Raw genomic sequence first — 20,827 nt, 5'->3', positions numbered from 1 at the left:
CCCCGGTCAGCCCACCCGCACGGCGCTTCCGCTACAATGCGGGCCGTGTCGAGACTCGTGGCGATGTTCGGTCCGTGCAGGGGCGTGGCGCGCGAGCTGGATGCTCCGCTGGTGGTGGGCCGTGCCGCCGAGGGGGGCCTGCAGCTCCTCGACGAGAAGGTCAGCCGAGAGCACTGCGTCATCTCCCCGGAAGGGGCCGGGCACGCGCTGAAGGACCTGGGCTCGCGCAACGGCACCTGGCTCAACGGGCTGCGCCTCCAGGCCCAGGTGCCCACGGCGCTGCGTGCCGGGGACCACGTGTCCGTGGGCGAGAGCGTGCTCGTGTACGAGCCCTCCTTCGACGCGCTGCGCTCCCGCGACGGCGAGTCCACGCTGGTCCTCACCCGCACCCGCTCGGAGGCGGCGCGAGCCGGCGCTCCTCCCGGACCGGACGCGCTGGCGCGAGCCGGGGAGCTGGCCCTGCGCGCGGCCACCTCCCCCTCGCCCGACGCCGCCGTGGGGCTCGTCTTCGAGGCGCTGGAGTCCGCGCTGCAACCCTCGGCGCTCGTCCTGCTGCGCCTCGGCCCGCAGGGCCCCCGTCCCTGGCACACCCGCCCGCAGGGCGCGCACCTCACGGTGAGCCGCGAGCTGGTGGACGTCGCGCTTCGGACGGGCCGGGCCCGCGCCATGCCGGAGGTCCAGGCCCGCGCGGAGCACGACGCGCACACCACCCGCGTGCGCCGCACGGACGCCCATGTCCTCTGTGCCCCGCTCTACTCCGCGGGCCAGCCGGCGGGAGCGCTGTGTCTGCTGCGCGAGCAGGCCTTCCAGGACGAGGAGCTGGCGCTGGCGGGGGCCCTGGCGCTCGCGGTGGGGCCGTCCCTCTGCCCACCCGAGCCCCGCGGCGCCGCCCCGGGCTTCCAGCCTCCGGTGGCGGAGAGCGCGAACATGCGCGAGGCGATGCGGGTGGCCGAGGCGGCGGCGCCGGTGCAGTCCACGGTCCTCATCACCGGGGAGAGTGGCACGGGCAAGGAGGAGGTGGCGCGAGCGCTCCACGCGCTGGGCCCCCGGGTGAAGGGCCCGTTCATCGCGGTGAACTGCGGCGCCATCCCCGCGGAGCTGGCGGAGAGCGAGCTGTTCGGCCACGAGAAGGGCGCCTTCACCGGAGCGCAGGCCGCGCGCGAGGGCGTCTTCGAGCAGGCGGACGGCGGCACCCTCTTCCTGGATGAAGTCGGAGACCTGCCCGCGCAGTTGCAAGTGAAGCTGCTCCGCGTGCTGCAGGACCGCATCGTCCACCGCGTGGGTGGGCGCGCGGGCGTGCCGGTGGACGTGCGGGTGGTGGCGGCCACGCACCGTGACTTGAAGGAGGCGACGCGCACGGGCGCCTTCCGCGAGGACCTCTACTGGCGGCTCAACGTGGTGCGCATCCACCTGGCCCCGCTGCGCGAGCGCCCCGAGGACGTGCTGCCGCTGGCGGAGCGCTTCCTCGCGAAGCTGGGCGCCCAGCTCGGCCGCCGCGCCTCGGGCTTCACCCGCGAAGCCAGCAGCGCCCTGCGTGCCTGCCCCTGGCCGGGCAACGTGCGGCAGCTCGCCAACGCCATTGAGCGGGCGCTGGTGCTCAAGGGGCCTGGAGACCAGGTGGGCCCGAAGGACCTGCCGCCGGAGGTGCTGTCCCCGGACGAGGTTGGAACCGCGAGCCCCTCCAGCGGTGTCCAAGGCCCGCTGTCGGAGGTGCTGCGAGCGGTGGAGCGGGAGCACATTGCCCTCGCGCTCAAGCGGGCGCGGGGGGTGAAGAGCGCGGCGGCGGAGGCGCTCGGCATCTCCCGGCCGACGCTGGACCGGAAGCTGGAAGAATACGGAATCGACCTCTACGCATGAACTTCCTCTGTCCCGCGTGCCGTACTCCCCTCCCCGGCGCCCGCACGGCGCTGGTGGTGCCGTGCGCCGCGTGTGGCGTGCAGGTGGACCTGGCGCGCGTGGAGACGGCGCCCGGCACGGCGCGGCTGTCGCCGGAGGTGGACCTCACGGGCGAGTCGCTTGGCGGCTTCCGGCTGACGAGCCGGCTGGGCGCCGGGGGCATGGGCACGGTGTACGCGGCGGAGGGGCACACGGGGCCATGCGCGGTGAAGGTGCTGTCGGCGCTGGTGGCGGCGGACCCGGCGGTGCGGACGCGCTTCCGTCGCGAGGCCGAGGCGCTGCGGCAGGTGCAGCACCCGGCGGTGGTGCGCGTGCTGTCGGACGGCGAGGAGCGGGGCTTCTGCTGGTACGCGATGGAGCGGGTGGACGGGCCGGACCTGCGCGCGCGCCTGAACAAGGACGGTCCCCTGCCCTGGCCTGAGGTGGAGGGGCTCGCGCGGAGGATGCTGGAGGCGCTGGGCGCCGCGCACGAGCGGGGCTTCATCCACCGGGACGTGAAGCCGGGAAACATCCTGCTGGCGCCGGACGGCGCGAAGCTGTGTGACTTCGGCATTGCCCGGCTGGACGGAGCGACGACGCTGACGGAGTCCGCCGCGCTCATCGGCTCGCTGCGCTACATGGCGCCCGAGCAGCAGCGGCTGGGACGGGCGGTGGCGCAGTCGGACCTCTTCGCGCTGGGGCTGGTGCTGTACGAGTCGCTCGCCGGAGGCTTCCCCGGGGAGAAGCCGCTGCCGGCGGGAGTCCCGGGGCGCCTGCGCCGGCTGCTGTCGCGGCTGCTCGCGGAGCGCATCGAGGACCGGCCCGACAGCGCGGAGTCCGCCAGGAGGCTGCTGGAGCGGCGCGTCCCGGTGGGAGCCCTCGCCGTGGGCACCTCCGCGGTGCTGGCGCTCGCGACGCTCCTGCTGCTGGGCCCCGTGGCGGCAAGGCAGGAGCCTCCCGCCGCGAAGCAGAAGCAGGACGCCCCGGTGACGAAGGACGCGCCCCTCGCGCCAGCCCTTCAGGCCCCGGAGCTCCAGCAGGCCGCCGCGCCTCCCGAGCAACAGCGGCAACAGGTGCTGCCCCAGGCCACGGAGCCCGTCCGCAAGGCCGTGCTCGCCCCTGCCACGCCCACGAAGCCGCCTCTGAGTAAGCAACCCGTGCGACGCGGCGACAGCCCAGGCACCCGGGCAAAGAAGCAGGGGAAGCTCGTGGCGCCGGAGCTGCGCAAGGATTAGCCAGGGGCTCGGTGCGCCTGGCCGGGCCTCCCCGCGCCTCGTACTCCGGGGAGGTGATGCGAGCGGAGGACGCCGCGCAGCCTCGCCCTGGCTCCAGGCAGGAGGCGAGCACCCGACGCTCTCCACGACGGCGGTGCCCACCTTCAGCGAAGGGCTGCGGACCCTGCCCTGCTGTCCGTGAATGGAGGTGCTTCATGGCCCGGGCGTTCGACATCACCACCACGTCACCCACGCTGCGGCTGGATGGGAGCAGGCGGGGCGAGGTGGCCTTCACCGTCACCAACTCGCTCGGCCAGCCCGTCAGGGGCAGGGCCGTCATCGTCCCCGAGGGAGGGACGCCGCCCGAGTGGTTCTCGCTCGTGGATGAGGCCGAGCGGGACTTCCCCCGGGACGGCACGCACCTCTTCCACGTCAGGACGTCCGTCCCGGCCTCGCAGCCCGCGGGCGAGCATGCCTTCCATCTGCTGGTGGTGGACCAGGCCAACCCCGACGAGCACTTCGCGGACGGGCCCACGGTGGCGGTCCGCGTGCCGGCGCCTCCGGTCATCCCCCGGAAGCGGGTGCCGTGGTGGATACCCGTGTCGGCGGTGACGGCGCTGCTCGTCATCGTGCTGGCGAGCGTGCTGTGGAATCGGGGGGAAGACGAGGGCACGGGTGGCTCGGGGCCGGTGGTGGAGCCCGAGCCCCCGCCGCTGGTGTTGGCCTTCAACGGCACCACCGCGTACGTGGACCTGGGCGAGCCCCTGCCCCTGGAAATCACCGGCCCCATCACCCTGGAGGCATGGGTCCGTCCGACGAGCGGCTCCGGCCTCCAGAACATCGTGGCCCGGGGCTACGTCCTGAATCCCAGTGGGGAAATCTACCTGCGCATCCTGGTGGGGAACTACCAGGTCGGCTCGTACATGGACGGAAAGGCCTTCGGCGGCGCGACCGCTCCCATGCCCGCGGAGGACGCGAACCAATGGGTCCACATCGCAGGCGTCCATGACGGACAGAAGTGGCTTCTCTACCGCAATGGCGCGCTGCTGGCCGAAGCGCCCCAGATTGCCGGTGGCGCCTTCCCCATCCGCGCGCGCTGGGCCATTGGAGCCAGGGGCGGCGGCGGCGAGCGCGCCTTCAATGGCAACATCCGCGACGTGCGCATCTGGAGCGTCGCCCGCACGCAGGATCAGATCAAAGAGGACATGAGCAACCCACCCGCCGAGAACGCGGAAGGGCTCTCGGGGTACTGGCCCATGGACGAAGGACGCACCCGACGCGTCGTGGACCACAGCGGCAACGAAGCCCACGGCTTCGTCCATGACGCGCCCTGGGCGCCCGAGACTCCGCCCGAAACCCCACCCGAGACTCCGCCCCAGAACCCACCTCCGCCTCAGTGAGGGAGGCTCAGGCGCGCTGCACCTGGGTATCGGACATGCGGCGCTTGGGCTTGCGGCGGATGAAGCGGCTCGCGTCACCGCGCCGGTAGCAGGTGATGAGGCGCTCCTGGTCGCTCAGCAAGACAATCCACCCGCGCGCCTGCCTCGCCAGGGAGGAGTGCCTCCAGGCCGCGGGCAAATCCCGCTCCAGCACCGTGACATGCGTCATTCCGGCGGCGCGAGCCCGGGCGCCAAACTCGAGGATGAAGTCGAGCACGTCCTCGCGGAGCTGGCGGCGCGCACGGCGCTCGATGAAGTGGCGGGTCAGCGGAAACGCGCGGGGTTGGACCGGACAGCACATTGTGGAACCTCCTGGCGGGTCCTGCCTTTACACATGCCGTTCCAACCCACCGCGCTCCGGATTCCAGGGACTTGAGCGGCCCGGCGACACCGCCCCGAGCGACAATCCGTCAATTTCCGGATGGGCGCGTGACAGCACGCCACGCGGTTGACGCTCCCTCCGGGCCGTGAGAGAGCCGCGACACCCCATGCCCACGCCCACCGAGCTCATCCAAGAGGAGACCCGGCGCTACCGGCGGGGGTATCGCGGAGCCTCGCTCTGCGTGGGCCTCACGTGGCGTGGCGAGCACCACCTACACGGCCTCCGAGGCAAGGGGGCCCCGCCGCCCACCCATGCCATCTACGCCCTGGGAGAGCTCACGCAGGTCTTCACGGGCACACTCCTCGCGCTGCTGGTGGAGCAGGAGAAGCTGCGGCTGGATACCCCGCTCGCGGACCTCATCCCCCGGGCGCTGCTGCCGGACGATGCCGCGGGCCGCCTCACCGTGGAGCAGCTCGCCACGCACACCTCGGGCCTGCCGCACCTGCCGCCCAACCTGGACGCGGCGCCCCAGAATCCGGAGGACCCCTTCGGCCACTACTCCGCCGGCCTGTTCGGCGACTTCCTGCGGAGCTACCGGCCCGCGAGTCCGCCGCCCCGGCCCTACGCCGAGTCCCTCCTCGGAATGGGCGTGCTGGGCCACGCCCTGTCGCGGCGCGCGGGGCTCAACTACGGGCACGCGCTGAGGGACTTGCTGTTCAAGCCCCTGGGCCTCGTCGACACCACGGCCCGAGTCACGGAGGAGCAGCAGCCCCGCCTGACACCCGGCCACACCGCGCGAGGCAAGCCCCTGCCCGCGTGGAACTTCCCGGCCCTCCCCGGCGCGGGCGCGCTTCACTCCACCGCGCCGGACCTGCTCCGCTTCCTCGACGCCAACCTCGGGCGCGCCTCCGACGCAGGCCTCGTCCGCGCCCTGAAGCTGGCCCAGGCGCCGCGAGTGGACGCGGGCCCCGCGCGCCTGGCGCTGGGCTGGACGGTGTCCACGGTGCGCGGGCACGCGGTGGTGTGGCGCTCGTCGGTGATGGGGGGCTACACGGGCTTCCTCGGCTTCGCGCCAGCGGCGGACGCGGGGGTCGTCCTGCTCTCGGACCACGGCTGGTCGCTGCTCGCCGCGCTCCGGGGCCGGGTGCCGCTGGAAGGGCCCGGCCTCACGCTCCTCACCCGCCTGCTGCCGTGACGAAGTACGGCACCCTGAATCCCGAAGTCCGGCCAAACGAAGCCAGGAGCCTGTGCGAATGAAAATCTGGGTCGATGCCGATGCCTGCCCCGGGCCGGTCCGGGACATCCTGCTGCGGTCCTCGCAGCGCCTGAAGGTGCCCACCGTCTTCGTGGCCAACAAGGCGCTGTCCCTTCCGCGCTCGGAGCTCGTCTCCACGGTGCAGGTGGGGGCGGGGCTGGACGTGGCGGACCGGCACATCGCGGCCTCGGCGCAGCGGGGAGATCTGGCCGTCACGCAGGACATTCCGCTGGCCGCGCTGCTGGTGCCCCGGGGCGTGGTGGTGCTGGACCCGCGCGGGGAGCTCTTCTCCGAGGAGAACATCGCCGAGCGCCTCTCGGTGCGGAACTTCATGCAGGAGCTGCGTGAGAGCGGAGTGATGACGGGAGGCCCGGGAGGCTTCTCCGCGCAGGACCGCCAGCAGTTCGCCGCCGCCCTGGACCGTGAGCTGACCCGGCTCCTCAAGCCCGGCAGGTAGCGTCCAGTCCCGCCGGGCGGAACCAGCGCCCCAGTGTAGAGCCCGGAACGCAAGCGCCCCGCGCGCCCTGGCCGGCCCGCCCGGCTTGCGCTAGCAGGGGCAGCCATGCCCACTCTCGCACTCGTCCGACACGGTCAGTCCCTCTGGAACCATGAGAACCGCTTCACCGGCTTCGTGGACGTGCCCCTCACGGAGCAGGGCCGCGACGAGGCCCGGCTCGCGGCGAAGGCGCTCCAGGGGATGAAGTTCGACGTCGCCTACACCTCCGTCCTCACCCGCGCACAGGAGACGCTGACCATCATCCTGGAGGCGCTCGGCCAGCGCATTCCCGTCATCCGCGACGCGGCCCTCAACGAGCGCCACTACGGCGACCTCCAGGGACTCAACAAGGCGGACGCGGCGAAGGAGTTCGGCGAGCAGCAGGTGAAGCTGTGGCGCCGCTCCTACGACGTGCCCCCGCCCAACGGCGAGTCCCTGGCGATGACGGCGAAGCGTGTGCTCCCCTTCTATGACCGGGCCATTGCGGGTGATTTGCGCCAGGGCAAGCACGTGCTGGTGGTGGCGCACGGCAACTCCAACCGCTCCCTGGTGATGAAGCTGGACGAGCTCACCGGCGAGCAGGTGGTGGGGCTGGAGCTCGCCACGGGCGTGCCCGTGGTCTATGAGCTGTCGCCGGACGTCAAGGTGCTGTCCAAGCGTCTGCCCGTTCCCTGAGCCGACCCAGGGAACGACGCTTCCCCGCCGTGGGTCCAAGCCAGGGACAGTCCGGGCGCATCGGTCGCCCGGCCGGAGGGAGCCATGAGACGACGGGGCTGGTGGATGGGACTCGGGGCCGCGGTGCTGACGGCGGGCCTCGGCCTCGCGTGTGTGTGGAGTCAGGGGCGCGCTCCCCCACCCGCGCGCCCGTCCTCCCTGCCTGGGGCAACGGTGGAGCCCGACACCCTGCGAGCGAACGTCCGCATGCTCTCGGAGACCTTCCACCCCCGTGACGCCTCGCACCCGGAGAACCTGGAGCGAGTCGCTGCCTGGCTCGAGGACCACCTCGCGCGAGCAGGTGGGCAGGTGGAGTCCCAGCCCGTCCACGCGGGAGGCCGCGAGTACCGCAACCTCATCGCCCGCTTCGGCCCGGAAGACGGCGAGCGGCTCATCATCGGCGCGCACTACGACTCGGCCCACGGCACGCCGGGCGCGGACGACAACGCCAGTGGCGTCGCCGGCCTGCTGGAGCTGGCGGTGCTGCTCGGCCGCAAGCCGCCGCCCCTCCGCGTGGACCTGGTGGCGTACACCCTGGAGGAGCCGCCCTGGTTCTCTACCCGCGACATGGGCAGCGCGGTGCACGCGCGCTCGCTGAAGGACGCCGGAGTGAAGGTGCGCGCCATGCTGGCGCTGGAGATGCTCGGTACCTTCAGCGACGCGCCGGACAGCCAGGACTACCCGCTGCCGGTGCTCCACCTGCGCTACCCGGACACGGGCCACTTCATCGGCGTGGTGGGAACCCGTGGGGACGGCGGCCTCACCGACGCGGTGGCGGAGGCCATGCGAGCGGGGAGCCCGCTGCCGGTGGAGAGCCTCGTCGCGCCCCCGTCCCTGCCGGGGGTGGGGCTCTCGGACCACGCCAGCTTCTGGGAGCAGGGCTACCGGGCGGTCATGGTGACGGACACGGCCTTCTTCCGGAACCCGCGCTACCACACCGCCGGGGATACGTGGGACACGCTTGACTACGCGCGTATGGCCCAGGCCATCCAGGGGGTGTATGCCGCTGTCTGGACGCTGGCCGGAAGTCCGCTCCCCGGGGAATGAATGCCGGGGGGCCGGGCGCGTCGGTAGTGTCGAGCACACGAAAGGACGCTCCCCCATGAAGGCCCTAGCCATCGCAGTTGCCATCCTCACCGCCAGCGCCGCCCTCGCCCAGAGCGCCCCGCAGGGCGCCGAGCTCCGCCGCCCCCCGCCCCCGGGCCGCCCCATGCCGCAGCCGCCTCCGCCCGCGCGCAACCTGGCCGTGGTGGACCGCGCGGAGATGAACGCCCGCATGGAGCGCCTCGAGAAGCTGCTGGAGGAGGCCGAGCAGCGCACCGACCACCGCGGTGACGGGCGCAACAAGCTGCGCCGGGCGCAGGAGACGCTGGACTCGCTGCAGCAGCTGCTCGCCGAGGCTCCTTCCGCGGGCAGCGTCTACCCGACGCCGGCTCCGCAGCCCCTGCCCCCGCCGACCGTGCCGGTGGTGCGGCCCATGCCGGACGGCCACTTCAAGCGCGTGAACGAGGCGGTCGCCAAGGAGACCTTCGTGGAGGACAAGATGCGCGTCCTCACCCTGGCCGCTGGCGACAACTACTTCCTCATCTCCCAGGTGGGGCAGCTCATGACCCACTTCTCCTTCTCGCAGGACAAGCTCACCGTGGTGCGCTCACTGAAGCCGCGCATCCTCGACCCGGAGAACGGCTACCAGCTCTACAGCGCCTTCTCCTTCTCCAGCGACAAGAAGCGCCTCCAGGAAATCCTCGCGCAGCGTTGACGGGCCGGACGACGCGAGCGTGACTGGAGCACCACGGGCGCCTCGGGACTCTTCCCGAGGCGCCCGTGGTCTTTTCACCGCACGGTGCCGGCTCCGGAGGAAGGAACGTTCGTTCCGCTCCCACCCTGCCCCCCGCTCCCCCGGGTGAGCGCGTCCCAGACGGCCTGGGCCTCCCGCGCGTCGGCGGTGCCATGGACGGCGGCCACCACGCGGCCCCGGGCATCGAGCACGAAGGCATAGGGCGTGCGGCTGGTGGCCAGCCCCAGCGACTTGCCCATGGCGCCGTTCTTGTCCAGCCACGTGTCGGTCCAGAAGGCGCGGGGCACCTTCTCGCGAGCCTTGCCGCGCACGGTGCCGGCGCTCACGAAGAAGGGCACCTTGAAGGTGAGGATGGAGGCACGGTGGACGGACTCGGGCACGCGAGTCTCCGCGGTGTCGAACCACCTGCGCATCTCGTCGCCGCCATCCTTGTCGGTGATGACGACCAGCAGCGTGGGCCGGCCCACCAGCTCGCGGCTCTGGTGGGGGCGGTCCAGCAAATCGCGAGTGGAGAACTCCGGGAGCAACTCTCCCGGCCGGGGCACGGCGCCCGCGGTGGTGACGGCCAGCAGCGCCACCGCCAGCACCAGGGCCTTCAGCCCGCGCGCCGTGGCGCCACGTACCGCGAGCACACCACCCGCCTCCGCGCGTCCCACCTGTCGTCTCATGCTCGGCCCCCTGGCCCCTGGTCCACGCAGGTAGAGGTGCTCACTCACCGGCCGTGACTCCAGGCCAGCGGGCCCGAGAAGGGTCCGCCTGCCTGCCCGCTGGAGCGAGCCTCACACCGTCCTTGAGAAGCGGGGCCGCTCGGCCCGGGAGAGCTGCGCGTCGAACACCATCGCCACGTTGCGCACGAAGAGCCGGCCCAGGGGCGTCAGCTCCAGCTGCGAGCCGGTGCGGACCACCAGCCCGTCGTCCTCGAAGGTCCGCAGCCGCTCCAGCTCCGGGGCGAAGTACCGCGAGCCCTCGTCGCCCAGGTCCGTCCAGAAGTTGCACATGAGCTGGGTGATGACGGCGCGGCGGCGCCGGTCGTCGTCGGTGAGGGCGAGGCCGCGCTCGGTGGCCAGCCGCCCCTCGGCCACGCGCGCGTAGTAGTGCGGCAGCGGGCGCACGTTCTGGGCATATGCGCCGCCCACGTCGCTGATGCCGGTGCTGCCGAGCGCCACCACGTCCGACGCGGCCTTCACCGTATAGCCCTGGAAGTTGCGACCCAGCCGGCGCTCGGCCTGGGCGCGCGCCAGCTCGTCCTCGGGCACCGCGAAGTGGTCCATGCCGATGGGCCGGTAGCCCGCGCCGACGAAGGACGCGTAGGCGGAGCGGAACAGGTCCAGCTTGGCGCGCGCGCCGGGGAGCGCGTCCGCGGGCATGCGCCGCTGGTGCTTCAGCACCTCCGGCATGTACGCGAAGGAGTAGACGGCCAGCCGGTCCGGCCGCATGGACAGCACCGTCTCCAGCGTGCGGGCCCAGCTCTCGGCGTTCTGGTGCGGCAGGCCGTAGATGAGGTCGAAGTTCACGCCGCTGAAGCCCAGCGCACGAGCGTGCTCCAGCAGCGCCCGCGTCTGCTCCGGCGTCTGGAGGCGGTTCGTGGTCCGCTGCACCTGGGGGTCGAAGTCCTGCAGGCCCATGGACACGCGGTTGAAGCCGAGCTGGCGCAGCAGCGAGAGCTGTCCGGGCGTCGTCAGCGCGGGGTGGACTTCAATCGCCACCTCCGCGTCGGGCAGGGGCGTGAAGCGGCGGGTCAGCTCCGTCCACAGCCGCTCCAGCTGCGCTTCGGAGAGGAAGGTGGGCGTGCCGCCGCCCCAGTGCACCTGCGACAGGGAGCGCCGAGCGCCGAGCCGCTCCGCCACCAGGTCCAGCTCCAGGGCGAGGTGGTCGAGGTACCGGTCCGCCGCGCCTGCGTCCTTGCTGATGACGACGTTGCAGCCGCAGTACCAGCAGAGGCTGCGGCAGAACGGCAGGTGGACATACAGCGACAGCGGCTCCGACCCGGACTGGGCGCCCGCGCCGATGAGCCGCTCGGAGAGGGCGTCGGCGCCGAAGTCCTCCCGCCACATGGGCGCGGTGGGGTAGCTGGTGTACCGCGGGCCGGAGACGTTGTACCGGCTCAGCAGTTCCTCGGAGGGCGTGGGGACGTCCAGGAGCGGTTCCATCTCCCCTGCCCTGTTCCAAGCCGCGTGCCAGCCCGCGCCAGGGCCAGCAGCGCCAGGGAGCGCGCAACTCCTGCGCCCGCCCCCCACCGGCCCGCAATCCCCGCGCGACCCCACCCGTCTATCCCAGCGTGCGCAGGAGGCTCTGGGCCAGCCGGCGCACGGCGTAGCCCTCGAAGTCCTCGACGGGGTCGAGGCTCGAAGGGAACACCTCGAGCAGGCTGCCCAGGAGCACCTTCACCCGCCGCTGGCGCTCCTCCGGTTCAGGAGTCGCGCCAGCGGCGTGGCTTGCGCTGTCCTCCTCCTCGAGGAGGAAGGCGGTGTGGACGAGGTGCTGCCAGCGGTCCTCGCGCGAGGTGCCGCTCTCGGGCTCGGACGGGCTCACAGGTGGAAGTGTCCCGCGGCCTCGGGCTGGTAGGGCACGGCCACCACGCGCAGCCGGCGCTTGTGGCCGCCTGGAACGTCCAATTCCACGCGCTGCCCCGGGGACAGGCCCAGGAGGGCGATGCCCACGGGCGCGAGCACCGACACCCGGCCGGGAGCGCTCAGCGCGTCCTTGGGGTAGCAGAGCGTCACCTCCTGGAACTCTCCCTTGCCCTCATCCTCGAAGAGCACGGTGCTGTTCATCGTCACGACGCCCGGCGACACGGCCTCGGAAGAGGTGACCTGCGCCTTCGAGAGCTTCCACTCGAGCGCCTCGGTGTGCTCGGCGCGGGAAGTCTCGCCATGGAGGTCGAGCACTCGCTGCAGGCGCTCCAGGTCAATCTCGGTGACGGCAACCGTGTGGAGGGTGTTCATGGGGTGGTCCTTTGTGATGAGGGACTGCGAGGGCGGGAGCGCCCTTGGGGTGGTGGAGACAGGCGTCGCCCGGGGTCCAGCGGCCGTGTCCGCGAAGCAGGAGGGCCGTGAAGCGGCCGACCTCGCTGACGCGTGAGTGCTCCCCTGGGCGCGAGAACCGCACCCGGGGGCAACTCAGGGCGAGCTGGGAGTGGGAGGACGCCGCACGCTACGAAAGGCGCGGGGCGTCCGTCTGGAGCCAGGCCGAGGCCCGGCCGTGCACGAGCATGACTCGGCCGTCCGCGACCTGGCGGGGTCTAAAGCTCACCAGGGCTGACGTCACGAGGGCCATGAGGGCGTTCACACAGCGGAAGGGCCATGGGCCCCCCGCCTCCATTCCAGACAGTGTAATGCGCCAGAACCGTTTGGCAACCGGACTGGGGTAGGCGGCCGGGGTGCCCGGCCACGGAGGGGCCCTGCTTCACCTGGCCCGCGTCCAGGGGCCACACCCACGGAACGAGCAGCACGAGCGCGGCGAGCATCAGCGCGGTGAGCGGCCCCCCGAGCCGGAGGAAGTCGCTGAAGCGGTAGCGCCCGGGCCCGTAGACCAGCATGCAGCTCGGCTCGAGCGGCGTGAGGAACGAGCACGAAGCGGCGAGGGCAATCCCCATGGCGAAGCCGCGGGGGTCCACGCCCAGCCCTGTCGCCGCGCTCAGCCCCACGGGCAGTACGACGAGCGCCGCGGCCTGATTGCTCATCGGAATGGAGAGGAAGACCGTCAGCAGCATCAGGCAAAGCAGCACCAGTCGGGGGCCGCCCACCTCCGCGAGCTCCGAGGCGAACCCGCCCAGCAGCTTCCCCGCCCCGCTCTTCTCCATCGCGAGCCCGAGCGCCATCATCGACCCGATGAGCAGCACCACCCGCCAGTCGATGTGGAACACGCGCTTCGCATCCAGGCACCCGGTGACGACCATGAGCAGCACGCCGGCCACTCCGGCGAGCGACAGGGAGACCACGCCGCTCGAGCCCACCCCGAGCGTGGTGACGAAGATGAGGCTGGCGAGCAGCGCCCTCGAGCGCCGCGGACGCAGTGGGACGTCCCCGTCCGGCTTAGGGTGCGGCGCGGGCGCCACCGCCGTGCCCGCGCGAGCGGGAAGAACGCGGGGCGCCAGGAGGATGACCAGCGCGATGCCCAGGACCGCGAGGGGCACCCCGGCGGGAGACAGCTCGACGAGGCCGATGGGCCCGAAGCCGAGGTCCTCGAGCCGCGCGGAGACCACCAGGTTGGTGGACGTCCCATAGAGAAAGCCCATTCCGCCCAGCATGGAGGCGAAGGCGAGCGGCATGAGCACCCAGCTGCGGCGCAGCCCCACGCTCTTCGCTCCTCGGAGGACCACCGGCAGGAAGGCCGCCGTGGTGACGGTGTTCGAGACGAACGCGGAGAAGACCGCCACCAGGAGCATCACCCCCAGCAGGAAGCCCTTCGGCCCGAGCCGTCCCAGGTGGGACAGCCAGAGTCCGGCCCGGCGCATCACCCCCGTGGAGGCCAGCCCCTCCGTCATCGCCAACAGGGCGAAGATGAAGATGACCGTCTCGTTGGAGAACCCGGCGAAGGCCTCGGCCGGAGTCAACACGCCCGTGAGCCCCAGCAGGCAGACCACGGCCAGCGAGGTCACCTCGAGCGGGATTCGCTCCACGGAGAAGAGGACGATGGTCGCCAGCACGATGGCCAGCACGAGCGTGATTTCGGACTGCATGCGGCCCTCCTGGAGGAATGCGCGGGAGCGCCCGCGGCCTCCGACTCAGGCCGCCAGCGCGTAGTGATGGGCAATGGCGCCGCACACCTCGCGGCGGCTGTCCGCCGCGGGCAACTCGTAGCGGCACTCGATGGCGGAGAGCTTCTGGGCAAGCGCGTCGTCGTGCAGGACATCCCGGACCCAGCGGGAGAAGTCTCCGTGCCACAGGTGGAAGAGCCAGGTGTCCTCATCCACCTGCGAGGCCTGTTGGCAGAAGGCGCTCAGGTTGTGCGCTCGCAGCTCGGGCTGTCCCTGTCGGCCCCGGAAGATGAAGCTGCGGTCCCCCAGGTCCCCCTCCACCTGCTCGGGGACCCGGCGCAAGCGCTCGGCGCGCCGTGGCGGAGCCCGGAGCTTCAACGGCCAGGGCCCCTCCGCGACGAACCAGGCGAGCACCCCGGGAGCCGCCCCCGTGCGCAGGGGCAGGTGCGGCGCCGGCTCCTCCAGCGCGCTCGCGAGCTGCTGGAGGGCCCGGCCCGCCGCCGGCCCCACCGCCACCGCGACCTCCATCTGCTGGAGGATGGAACGCGCCACCGCGTCCGGGTCCTCGACCAGCAGGAGGGTCTCCCCGAGCTTCGGGGCGTCGCGACGGGAGCCCTCCGCCCCGGCGGGCCACAGGCGCTCCGCGCCATTGACGATGAGCCAGTGGGGACGCCCCGTCCGCAGCCGCATGCCCTCGAGCGCCGGGAGCAGCTCGCGGAAGAAGTCGGGCTGCGCTTCGGGAGCCACCGCCGCGAGGCTCACCACGGGCTTCACGGAGGGCGCCGTCAGGGCGGCCAGCACCTGTTGCACGCGGGGGGCTTGCACGCGGCCGCCCAGCTTCACCATGTCGTCGCGCACCTCGAAGTCTCCGAGGCAGTCGATGACGCAGGGCTGGTACCGCCGCTGGAGGAGGCGCTCGAGGAAGCCCTGCACATAGCTGGCTCCTTCACCGGCGCGCGGTCCGAGCACGAGGAGGTTCTCGCCATAAGAGGGGATACCCGCGCGCACGCCCGCATCGTCATATCCGAGCGTCAGCGCATCCCGAGGCGTCCACGCCTCGGCGACCTGGAGGTCGTGCTGGACCAGGTCCTCGACGAGCTCAATCACGCCCGCGCCCGCCGCGCCGCGCGTGGTGAAGGCGGCTCGAGCCTTGAGTGCCGGCAGGGCATTGGCGACCGCCACGGCGCACTCGCTCACGCCGAGCAGCGAGTGGTCGCTCGCGCCACATCCGAGGCTGACGACCTCATGCACGGAGAGCCCGAGCGACAGCAGCGCCTCTCGCAGGCCCTCGCCCTTGTTGATGCCCGGAGGCACGGCCAGGGCCTGGGCTCCGGCGAAGATGACCTGCAGCTCGAGGCCCAGCTCGCCGACGACCTCGACGAGCGCAGAGGCCTGGGCGCGAGGAGCCTGGACCACCGCCTGGCCGCGCACGAGCGAGGTGACACCTCGTCCCTGCAGCGCGCGCACGAAGGGCTCGGGAACCGGGCGGCAGAGGAGCGTGCTCTCGCGACGCGAGGGCCAGTGCAGGAGCGCACCGTTCTCCGCGACGATGCAGTCGAAGGTGTCCAGGGACGGGAGCACGGAGGTGAGCTCCACGAGCCGCCGAGAGGTGACCAGGATGACGCGACGTCCGGTGAGGCGCAGCCGCGCGAGCGCCGCCAGCGCGGCCACATCGGCACGGCCGCCAGTCACGAGGGTTCCATCCAGATTCATGGCAAGGGCGAGGTAGCGCATGGCGTCCCGGGGGCAGAAGGAAGGGTGAAACCACGGAGGGGTTCGGAGCAGCGCGAGGGGCGAGCACTCACCCGGCGCAACACGCCCGCGTACTCCGCGCGGAGCTGCGCAGGGAGCTCAATGGCGCGTGACGGGCCCGGGGGCGTCCCCGGTGCGGAGGGCGCGCTGCCTCACTCAGAGCGCGCGAGGCGCCTCTATGAGTGAGGTGCCTCGGCGAGGCAGACAAGCCAGGCAGCAGCCCTGTGGCGGACGCACGAACGAAGGCGCGGCTCCGCCCGGCGGGCGTGGTGCTTCCCGAGGGCTGGCAGCGGCAACGTGGGCATCTCGACCTTCCTCCAGGACCGACGAGCCACTCTCGCCGTCCTCCTGGCCAACCGCCCCTGTCCGACACTTCTTCCCGTGCCCCGTGCCGCACCCACGCCGCAGGACGTGCTGGCCGCCTCTGGCTGGAATCTTCGGTGCCAGGGGAAGGTTGAGGAGGGAGGAGGCAGCCATGCGAACGCGTCAGCACCCCAGCTGGAGCGCGAAGACGGTGTTCGCGGTGGGGCACTCGACCCGCTCCCTGAAGGAGTTCATCGCGCTCCTTTGGGCGCATGGAGTGGCGACCGTGGTCGACATCCGGAAGATGCCGCGCTCGCGCACCAACCCTCAGTTCAACAGTGAGGCGTTGGAGAGGACGCTCCCGAAGGTGGGCATCCGCTACCTGCACCTGGCGAAGCTCGGAGGTCTTCGCAAGAAGTCCACCGCGACGAGCAGCGTGAACGCCGCCTGGCGAAACGCGAGCTTCCGGGCGTACGCGGACTACATGCAGAGCGCGGAGTTCGAGGACGGGCTCTCCGAACTGCACGACGAGCTGTCAAACGGACCACCGGCCTTGATGTGCGCGGAGGCGCTACGCTGGCGGTGTCATCGCTCCCTGGTCGCCGATGCACTGGTCGCGCGAGGCGCGGAGGTGCTGCACCTCAAGTCGGCCACGCGGGCCACCCCGCACCGGCTGACCGCCTTCGCACACGTCAGCAGAGGGCGCGTGACGTATCCGGCCGACGACAGCCCTCCACGCAAGGTCCGTCGGTAGGCGGGGTGCACTCACCTCCCCGCCGGCCCCAGGAAGCGGCGGCCTCGGCTGACGTGTCGAGCTGATGACGTCCTGGGGGATGCATGAACAGCCGCACATCCCCAGGGACCAACTCCTATCCTCGCTGGGCTACGTGAGCCCGGTGGCGTATGAGCGGACAGCCTCACCAGTAGCTCAGGCAGCATGACCACGCTGTCCACGGAGCCGGCTCTCCCGCACTTTGTGTGGTCTCCCTCGGGAGAGAAGCCAGACACGGCAATCGGTCCATCGACCTATCAAGGCGGGGAATACTGGATTCCGGCTCGCGCATCCCTCGTCTCACCATCGGTCACTCCTCGGAGGGCGGCCAAGCGGGCGGCCACGTAGGCGAACACGTATCCTCGACACGCACCACACGAAGTGCGGGAGAGCCACCGAAGCGGGTGGCGCGCACCACTCCGCTGACAGGCACTCGTCTCGGAAGCGGCCGTTGAAGCTCTCGTTGGTGCCGTTCTGCCAGGGCTTGCCCGGCTCGCTGTAGGCCGTCTGGATGCCACTGGCCTCAGCCACCTGCGCAGAGCCTTGGCAATGAACTCCGGGCCGTTGTCGCTCCGCAGGTACTTCGGCGGCCCCTGCACAGCCACCAGCCGCGAGAGCACCTCAATGACGCGCCTGGCGCTGATGCGCCCCGCCACGTCAATGGCTAGGCACTCGCAGCTGTGCTCGTCCACGACGGTCAGGCATTTGAGCTCTTGCCCGTTGGCGCACACGTCGCGCACGAAGTCCCAGGCCCACGCTGAGTTGACGCCCTCCGGCTTGGGCTGGCGCTGCTGCCCAAGCCGACGGCGCTTTCGCGGCCGCCTGCGAGACAGAGCCAGCCCCGCCTTCCTCCAGATCCGGTGCACCCGCATCACGTTGACGGCAGGCCCCTCGCGCCGCAGCAGCTCCCAGGCCCGCCGGTAGCCGAACCGGAGGCGTGCCCGGCCTCCTGGAAGCAGACTCTCCAGCAGCAGGACGCTCAAGAGCGGCTTGCCGCCAACCTCTTCCGCAAAGTCTCTCTCGGTGCGCTCACGGAGCATAGTCCGCCCGAGTAGCGCCGCAGAGGGCTCTCGTCAGGACGCAAGCCGCTGAACGAGTACGTTCAAACGTTTGCAGCGCCCCACCCTCTCCTGCGAACGCGCCGAACTGGCGAGGAGCGGTCCTCGTGGGCCGAACCAAAACGTTTCCCAAATACGCCTTATCGGACGCACTCACGGAGCGGTCCACGTCGTGGTTGCCGGGCACCAGGAAGAGACGCTCCCGTGGCACCACGCGCCGCCACGACCCCGGCCCGCACCGCTTCGAAGTGCTCGTGAATGGCCAGGGCACCTCTATTGGCGAGGTGGATGTGCTTGAGTGAGCCCCACTGCTTCACTTGCGGAATTTCGCACAAAGCGACTCAATCTTCTCGGCGATCTCGGTCCTGGATTTCATGTAGTCAGAAATTATCTTCTTCCCCACAAGGTTCTTGAGTTGCTCTTCCGAGAGGACGAATCGCTTTTGGTACTGGTCCTTATCATACGTTTCATTCTCACCCTGCCACTCGGTGAAGAGCGCATCCAGGCACTGACAGACAGGGCAGAGATGCTGGATCCAGATGACATTCCTGATGTTGATGAAGCAGCCTCCCGCCGAGCGCGGGACGATATGACACTTCATGCTCGGGTTCACATTGGTGATGACCTCGAACACCTTTAGTTTGGGGCGTTTTTCGGTGACGATGTCAGACACCTTGTTCCAGTATGAGTGATTCGGGTCGATATTGCCGATCAGCTTGCGGAACACGTTATGCGGAGGCTTGGGGACCGCGCCGATCATGTCGTCATAGCTGTCCTTGCACATGCAGCGGGGGATTCCGGACAGCAGGGAGGCGAGCTGGCGGTACCGGGTCTCATGGCGGTAGTCACCTTCCGTTAACCCGTACCACTCCGAGAAACGCATGCACGCAAGCTGAGACACGCTGGAGTGCTGGCAACCCTTGGGTTCACCAGAGCCAAGTAGCGCGCAATGCGGGCAGGATTTGTCCTTGTAAAGATCCAGCGCCTTCTCGAAGCCGCAATCCCCTTGCTCGATGATTTCTTCCACGGAATGGTGCTCGGCGGACTTCTCGGACTTCAGGCACTCGCCCAGTGAAGTGACAGTGAGGCCCGTCTCTTCGTAGGTCCACAGGTATTCTGCATGATTGATGTGGCATTGCCATTCGACGCTGCCCTTGCTGGGCCGAGTGAAGGAGCAACTAATATTGCCGCACTTCGTGCCCCCCCCTTCAGACCAGAGATTCCGAATGAGGCACTTGGGGCATTCCCAGCACTTGCTCAAGAAGGTGAGCACCCGGGTATTGCCATCGAGTACCCACGAGTGCTTGAAGGCGTCGCCTTCCGGGAAGGGCTTGTCACAGTGCGGGTTTGCACAGGGCTCCCTTTTCGGCGTGAAGAGGTTGAGGCGATCGCAGACCGGACACTTCCAAACCACGTCATTGAGCCTGCATGTCTCCACGGAATCCAGCTTCTCGAATTCGCTGTACTCATCCGTAGTGATGTATTGTCTCAAAACTTCGGGAATGGTCGGCTCTGGAGGAGTGCTCCCGAGAGGCCCAATCCAAGTCACAACGTTGTCTTCATCGCATGCGAACTCGAACTCATTTTTTTCATAGAGTTTGAGGCTGTCGACCTGAAAGAATCGCCCATCGTCGTCAGCATCCAATTTGCCTTCCCCGATTGCGGTCTCCAGCAACTCCTGAGAGTTGCTGTCTTTCCTCTTGATCTTTGCCTTGGCGTTGCCCTTGGCCTTGGCACCGCTCTCCTTCTTGGGCTTGGATATCCTGATCTCACCAGAAAAAAGCTGACATACATCAGCCTTTGGAAGATCGAGATTCTTGACCGAGACATAGCAGCGCTCGAATTCGAAGTCCACGATGGCGCCGCGCATGTTTAGCTCCGTCAGATGATGGGAGAAGCGCTAACGCTGCGTGAAGATGGAGCGTACCGCTACGTCGATCCGGTCCATTTTCTCCTTGCCGTTGAGCTGGCCGTCACGAAGGATATCTCCGACCCAGCCCACGACAGGGTTCGAATCGAAGTCTTCGCCCAGAAAGACCATGTACTCGACATAGCGAGCGATGTCGGCCGTGTATTCGATTCCATAGGTTCTAGCCCGCTCAATGCCAGAGCGAATCAACCGCTCCAGTGCCTCATCCTTCATGGACTGGAGTTCGGCTTCGAACATATCACGAAGCCGCCGGCTCAGCCGGTGGACGAACGCGGAAGCCCGAAGCTCATCCAATGCTTTGAACTGAGCTTGGCGGATGGTCAGCATGACATGGGCTCCACAGAGCCTTCGTGAGCAGAAGGCAGAGGGTGTGAGGCGCCGGGCCTGTGGCATCGACAGTCTACTCCTTGCCAATCTCCTAAACCACCGTTCGTGCGTCTCGAACGGGGGCTGGATAGCGAGCAGGCTGGAGCGCGGCTGGGAAGAGTCCGCAGGGGCGATTCCCGTTCGGCTCTGTGTGCGCAGAAAACCTGAATCTGGAAAGGCGCTCCCCAAGTAAAAGGGTAGGCTTCGTTTGCCGTGAGTGTCGCGGTGCTGGCGCGCTTCACGGCCTCCAGGAGCTCCGGGGAGACCGGCTGATTTGTAACCAGCGCCACGCTGGGCGGCGGCGCGCCGGGCCGCAGTTTGCGCATCGCCTTCCACGCCTTGGTCAGTCGAGCGATGACCGAGCCGTCCTTCGCCTTCCCGCTTCCCGCCTTGGCGTATGTCAGGCGTGCGACGGTCCACGGCGCCTCGGGCGAGGCGCCGGAGTACTTGAGCTGCGCGAGCCTGACGTGGTTCGCGGACGCTGCGTCCGGACCGCCAAAATACAGTGCGCAGTCGACGCCGTCCCAGGTGTCCACGCTCCCGCCGAGTTCCTGCACGCCCTCGACAGTGAGCGCCTTGAGGTCCTCCTCGCCGTTCAGCAGCCGGATGGCCTGACGAGTGGCCCATACCTCGTGGAAGTCGTCCCCGGTGTTGGACCCGCGCGCACCCCTGTAATCGGTCAAGCCGCCCCCACAGCGCCACGCCCACCTAGAACGTCGAACAGGTTACGGCGAGAGAGCAGGCAAGGGCCAGGGGATCGACACCAGCGCCCGAGGTGAGCAGGTAGGTCCATGGACGACACAGCAGGAGCGAACATGGACCGATGGACGCCCG

At 69.9% G+C, this 20,827-nt stretch carries 18 protein-coding genes and 1 pseudogene; 9 read left to right on the top strand and 10 right to left on the bottom strand.

Features of this window, described 5'->3' with window-relative positions; translation table 11 throughout:
• Positions 1-36: 36 nt before the first annotated feature.
• From G4D85_RS50550 to G4D85_RS48060, 3 genes are all read left to right on the top strand, one after another.
• On the top strand, positions 37-1,857 hold the full coding sequence (locus G4D85_RS50550; RefSeq protein WP_164021797.1) for a sigma 54-interacting transcriptional regulator: 1,821 nt from the start codon (positions 37-39) through the stop codon (positions 1,855-1,857).
• Positions 1,854-3,110 carry a serine/threonine-protein kinase gene (locus tag G4D85_RS48065; RefSeq protein WP_164021795.1) on the top strand — a complete coding sequence of 419 codons (1,257 nt, stop codon included), beginning with the start codon at positions 1,854-1,856 and terminating at the stop codon, positions 3,108-3,110. Before G4D85_RS50550 ends, G4D85_RS48065 begins: the two co-directional genes overlap by 4 nt.
• Before the next feature lie 194 nt (positions 3,111-3,304).
• Positions 3,305-4,489, top strand: a complete 1,185-nt coding sequence (locus tag G4D85_RS48060; RefSeq protein WP_164021793.1) for a LamG domain-containing protein — start codon at positions 3,305-3,307, stop codon at positions 4,487-4,489.
• 7 nt (positions 4,490-4,496) lie between these two features.
• Here G4D85_RS48060 and G4D85_RS48055 read toward each other — a convergent pair whose 3' ends face one another.
• Entirely contained in the window at positions 4,497-4,829 is a 333-nt protein-coding gene (locus G4D85_RS48055) for a hypothetical protein (RefSeq protein WP_164021791.1), read from the bottom strand.
• A 187-nt stretch (positions 4,830-5,016) separates the two neighbouring features.
• Between G4D85_RS48055 and G4D85_RS48050 the strand changes: the two genes are divergently transcribed.
• The 5 genes from G4D85_RS48050 (at position 5,017) to G4D85_RS48030 (ending at position 9,074) form a co-directional block, all read left to right on the top strand.
• A complete protein-coding gene (locus G4D85_RS48050) occupies positions 5,017-6,045 on the top strand; it encodes a serine hydrolase domain-containing protein (protein WP_205526036.1) in 1,029 nt (342 codons plus the stop codon).
• A gap of 58 nt (positions 6,046-6,103) precedes the next feature.
• Positions 6,104-6,562: a YaiI/YqxD family protein gene (locus G4D85_RS48045; RefSeq protein WP_164021789.1), complete on the top strand. Its 459-nt coding sequence runs from the start codon at positions 6,104-6,106 to the stop codon at positions 6,560-6,562.
• 105 nt (positions 6,563-6,667) lie between these two features.
• Positions 6,668-7,276: a 2,3-bisphosphoglycerate-dependent phosphoglycerate mutase gene (locus tag G4D85_RS48040; protein ID WP_164021787.1), complete on the top strand. Its 609-nt coding sequence runs from the start codon at positions 6,668-6,670 to the stop codon at positions 7,274-7,276.
• Between the two features lie 84 nt (positions 7,277-7,360).
• On the top strand, positions 7,361-8,362 hold the full coding sequence (locus tag G4D85_RS48035) for a M28 family peptidase (RefSeq protein WP_164021785.1): 1,002 nt from the start codon (positions 7,361-7,363) through the stop codon (positions 8,360-8,362).
• Between the two features lie 55 nt (positions 8,363-8,417).
• Positions 8,418-9,074 carry a proline and serine-rich protein 1 family protein gene (locus G4D85_RS48030; RefSeq protein ID WP_164021783.1) on the top strand — a complete coding sequence of 219 codons (657 nt, stop codon included), beginning with the start codon at positions 8,418-8,420 and terminating at the stop codon, positions 9,072-9,074.
• Between the two features lie 74 nt (positions 9,075-9,148).
• Here the strand turns inward: G4D85_RS48030 and G4D85_RS48025 are convergent, their stop codons facing one another.
• The 6 genes from G4D85_RS48025 to G4D85_RS48000 form a co-directional block, all read right to left on the bottom strand.
• Entirely contained in the window at positions 9,149-9,781 is a 633-nt protein-coding gene (locus G4D85_RS48025; RefSeq protein ID WP_164021781.1) for a TlpA family protein disulfide reductase, read from the bottom strand.
• A gap of 111 nt (positions 9,782-9,892) precedes the next feature.
• Positions 9,893-11,263: an oxygen-independent coproporphyrinogen III oxidase gene (gene hemN, locus G4D85_RS48020; protein WP_164021779.1), complete on the bottom strand. Its 1,371-nt coding sequence runs from the start codon at positions 11,261-11,263 to the stop codon at positions 9,893-9,895.
• A gap of 118 nt (positions 11,264-11,381) precedes the next feature.
• The gene (locus G4D85_RS48015) at positions 11,382-11,645 is read right to left on the bottom strand and encodes a hypothetical protein (RefSeq protein WP_164021777.1); all 264 of its coding nucleotides are present in this window, start codon (positions 11,643-11,645) and stop codon (positions 11,382-11,384) included.
• Positions 11,642-12,058 carry a nucleoside diphosphate kinase regulator gene (gene rnk, locus G4D85_RS48010; protein WP_164021776.1) on the bottom strand — a complete coding sequence of 139 codons (417 nt, stop codon included), beginning with the start codon at positions 12,056-12,058 and terminating at the stop codon, positions 11,642-11,644. Before rnk ends, G4D85_RS48015 begins: the two co-directional genes overlap by 4 nt.
• Before the next feature lie 296 nt (positions 12,059-12,354).
• Positions 12,355-13,794 carry an SLC13 family permease gene (locus tag G4D85_RS48005; protein ID WP_164021774.1) on the bottom strand — a complete coding sequence of 480 codons (1,440 nt, stop codon included), beginning with the start codon at positions 13,792-13,794 and terminating at the stop codon, positions 12,355-12,357.
• Between the two features lie 45 nt (positions 13,795-13,839).
• Positions 13,840-15,546, bottom strand: a complete 1,707-nt coding sequence (locus tag G4D85_RS48000; RefSeq protein ID WP_205526035.1) for a DUF5752 family protein — start codon at positions 15,544-15,546, stop codon at positions 13,840-13,842.
• A 493-nt stretch (positions 15,547-16,039) separates the two neighbouring features.
• Here G4D85_RS48000 and G4D85_RS47995 point away from each other — a divergent pair, with 493 nt between their 5' ends.
• Positions 16,040-16,621 carry a DUF488 domain-containing protein gene (locus G4D85_RS47995; protein WP_205526034.1) on the top strand — a complete coding sequence of 194 codons (582 nt, stop codon included), beginning with the start codon at positions 16,040-16,042 and terminating at the stop codon, positions 16,619-16,621.
• A gap of 432 nt (positions 16,622-17,053) precedes the next feature.
• Here the strand turns inward: G4D85_RS47995 and G4D85_RS47990 are convergent.
• The 3 genes and pseudogenes from G4D85_RS47990 to G4D85_RS47980 form a co-directional block, all read right to left on the bottom strand.
• Positions 17,054-17,589 (bottom strand): annotated as a pseudogene (locus tag G4D85_RS47990) (DDE-type integrase/transposase/recombinase); the annotation flags it as partial.
• A gap of 421 nt (positions 17,590-18,010) precedes the next feature.
• Positions 18,011-19,567: a hypothetical protein gene (locus G4D85_RS47985; protein WP_164021770.1), complete on the bottom strand. Its 1,557-nt coding sequence runs from the start codon at positions 19,565-19,567 to the stop codon at positions 18,011-18,013.
• 30 nt (positions 19,568-19,597) lie between these two features.
• On the bottom strand, positions 19,598-19,954 hold the full coding sequence (locus tag G4D85_RS47980; RefSeq protein ID WP_164021769.1) for a hypothetical protein: 357 nt from the start codon (positions 19,952-19,954) through the stop codon (positions 19,598-19,600).
• Positions 19,955-20,827: the final 873 nt, after the last annotated feature.

The organism is Pyxidicoccus trucidator (assembly GCF_010894435.1).
In the GTDB taxonomy this organism is placed as follows: domain Bacteria; phylum Myxococcota; class Myxococcia; order Myxococcales; family Myxococcaceae; genus Myxococcus; species Myxococcus trucidator.
The sequence above is the reverse complement of the archived record's forward strand: the minus strand, read 5'-3'. Positions and strand labels throughout refer to the sequence as shown.

What these genes read in the sequence shown, in the direction of transcription:
- G4D85_RS50550 (WP_164021797.1), top strand. Translation starts at nt 37, where the DNA reads ATGCGGGCCGTGTCGAGACTCGTGGCGATGTTCGGTCCGTGCAGGGGC.
- G4D85_RS48065 (WP_164021795.1), top strand. Translation starts at nt 1,854, where the DNA reads ATGAACTTCCTCTGTCCCGCGTGCCGTACTCCCCTCCCCGGCGCCCGC.
- G4D85_RS48060 (WP_164021793.1), top strand. Translation starts at nt 3,305, where the DNA reads ATGGCCCGGGCGTTCGACATCACCACCACGTCACCCACGCTGCGGCTG.
- G4D85_RS48055 (WP_164021791.1), bottom strand. Translation starts at nt 4,829, where the DNA reads ATGTGCTGTCCGGTCCAACCCCGCGCGTTTCCGCTGACCCGCCACTTC.
- G4D85_RS48050 (WP_205526036.1), top strand. Translation starts at nt 5,017, where the DNA reads ATGCCCACGCCCACCGAGCTCATCCAAGAGGAGACCCGGCGCTACCGG.
- G4D85_RS48045 (WP_164021789.1), top strand. Translation starts at nt 6,104, where the DNA reads ATGAAAATCTGGGTCGATGCCGATGCCTGCCCCGGGCCGGTCCGGGAC.
- G4D85_RS48040 (WP_164021787.1), top strand. Translation starts at nt 6,668, where the DNA reads ATGCCCACTCTCGCACTCGTCCGACACGGTCAGTCCCTCTGGAACCAT.
- G4D85_RS48035 (WP_164021785.1), top strand. Translation starts at nt 7,361, where the DNA reads ATGAGACGACGGGGCTGGTGGATGGGACTCGGGGCCGCGGTGCTGACG.
- G4D85_RS48030 (WP_164021783.1), top strand. Translation starts at nt 8,418, where the DNA reads ATGAAGGCCCTAGCCATCGCAGTTGCCATCCTCACCGCCAGCGCCGCC.
- G4D85_RS48025 (WP_164021781.1), bottom strand. Translation starts at nt 9,781, where the DNA reads ATGAGACGACAGGTGGGACGCGCGGAGGCGGGTGGTGTGCTCGCGGTA.
- hemN (WP_164021779.1), bottom strand. Translation starts at nt 11,263, where the DNA reads ATGGAACCGCTCCTGGACGTCCCCACGCCCTCCGAGGAACTGCTGAGC.
- rnk (WP_164021776.1), bottom strand. Translation starts at nt 12,058, where the DNA reads ATGAACACCCTCCACACGGTTGCCGTCACCGAGATTGACCTGGAGCGC.
- G4D85_RS48005 (WP_164021774.1), bottom strand. Translation starts at nt 13,794, where the DNA reads ATGCAGTCCGAAATCACGCTCGTGCTGGCCATCGTGCTGGCGACCATC.
- G4D85_RS48000 (WP_205526035.1), bottom strand. Translation starts at nt 15,546, where the DNA reads ATGCGCTACCTCGCCCTTGCCATGAATCTGGATGGAACCCTCGTGACT.
- G4D85_RS47995 (WP_205526034.1), top strand. Translation starts at nt 16,040, where the DNA reads ATGCGAACGCGTCAGCACCCCAGCTGGAGCGCGAAGACGGTGTTCGCG.
- G4D85_RS47985 (WP_164021770.1), bottom strand. Translation starts at nt 19,567, where the DNA reads ATGCGCGGCGCCATCGTGGACTTCGAATTCGAGCGCTGCTATGTCTCG.
- G4D85_RS47980 (WP_164021769.1), bottom strand. Translation starts at nt 19,954, where the DNA reads ATGCTGACCATCCGCCAAGCTCAGTTCAAAGCATTGGATGAGCTTCGG.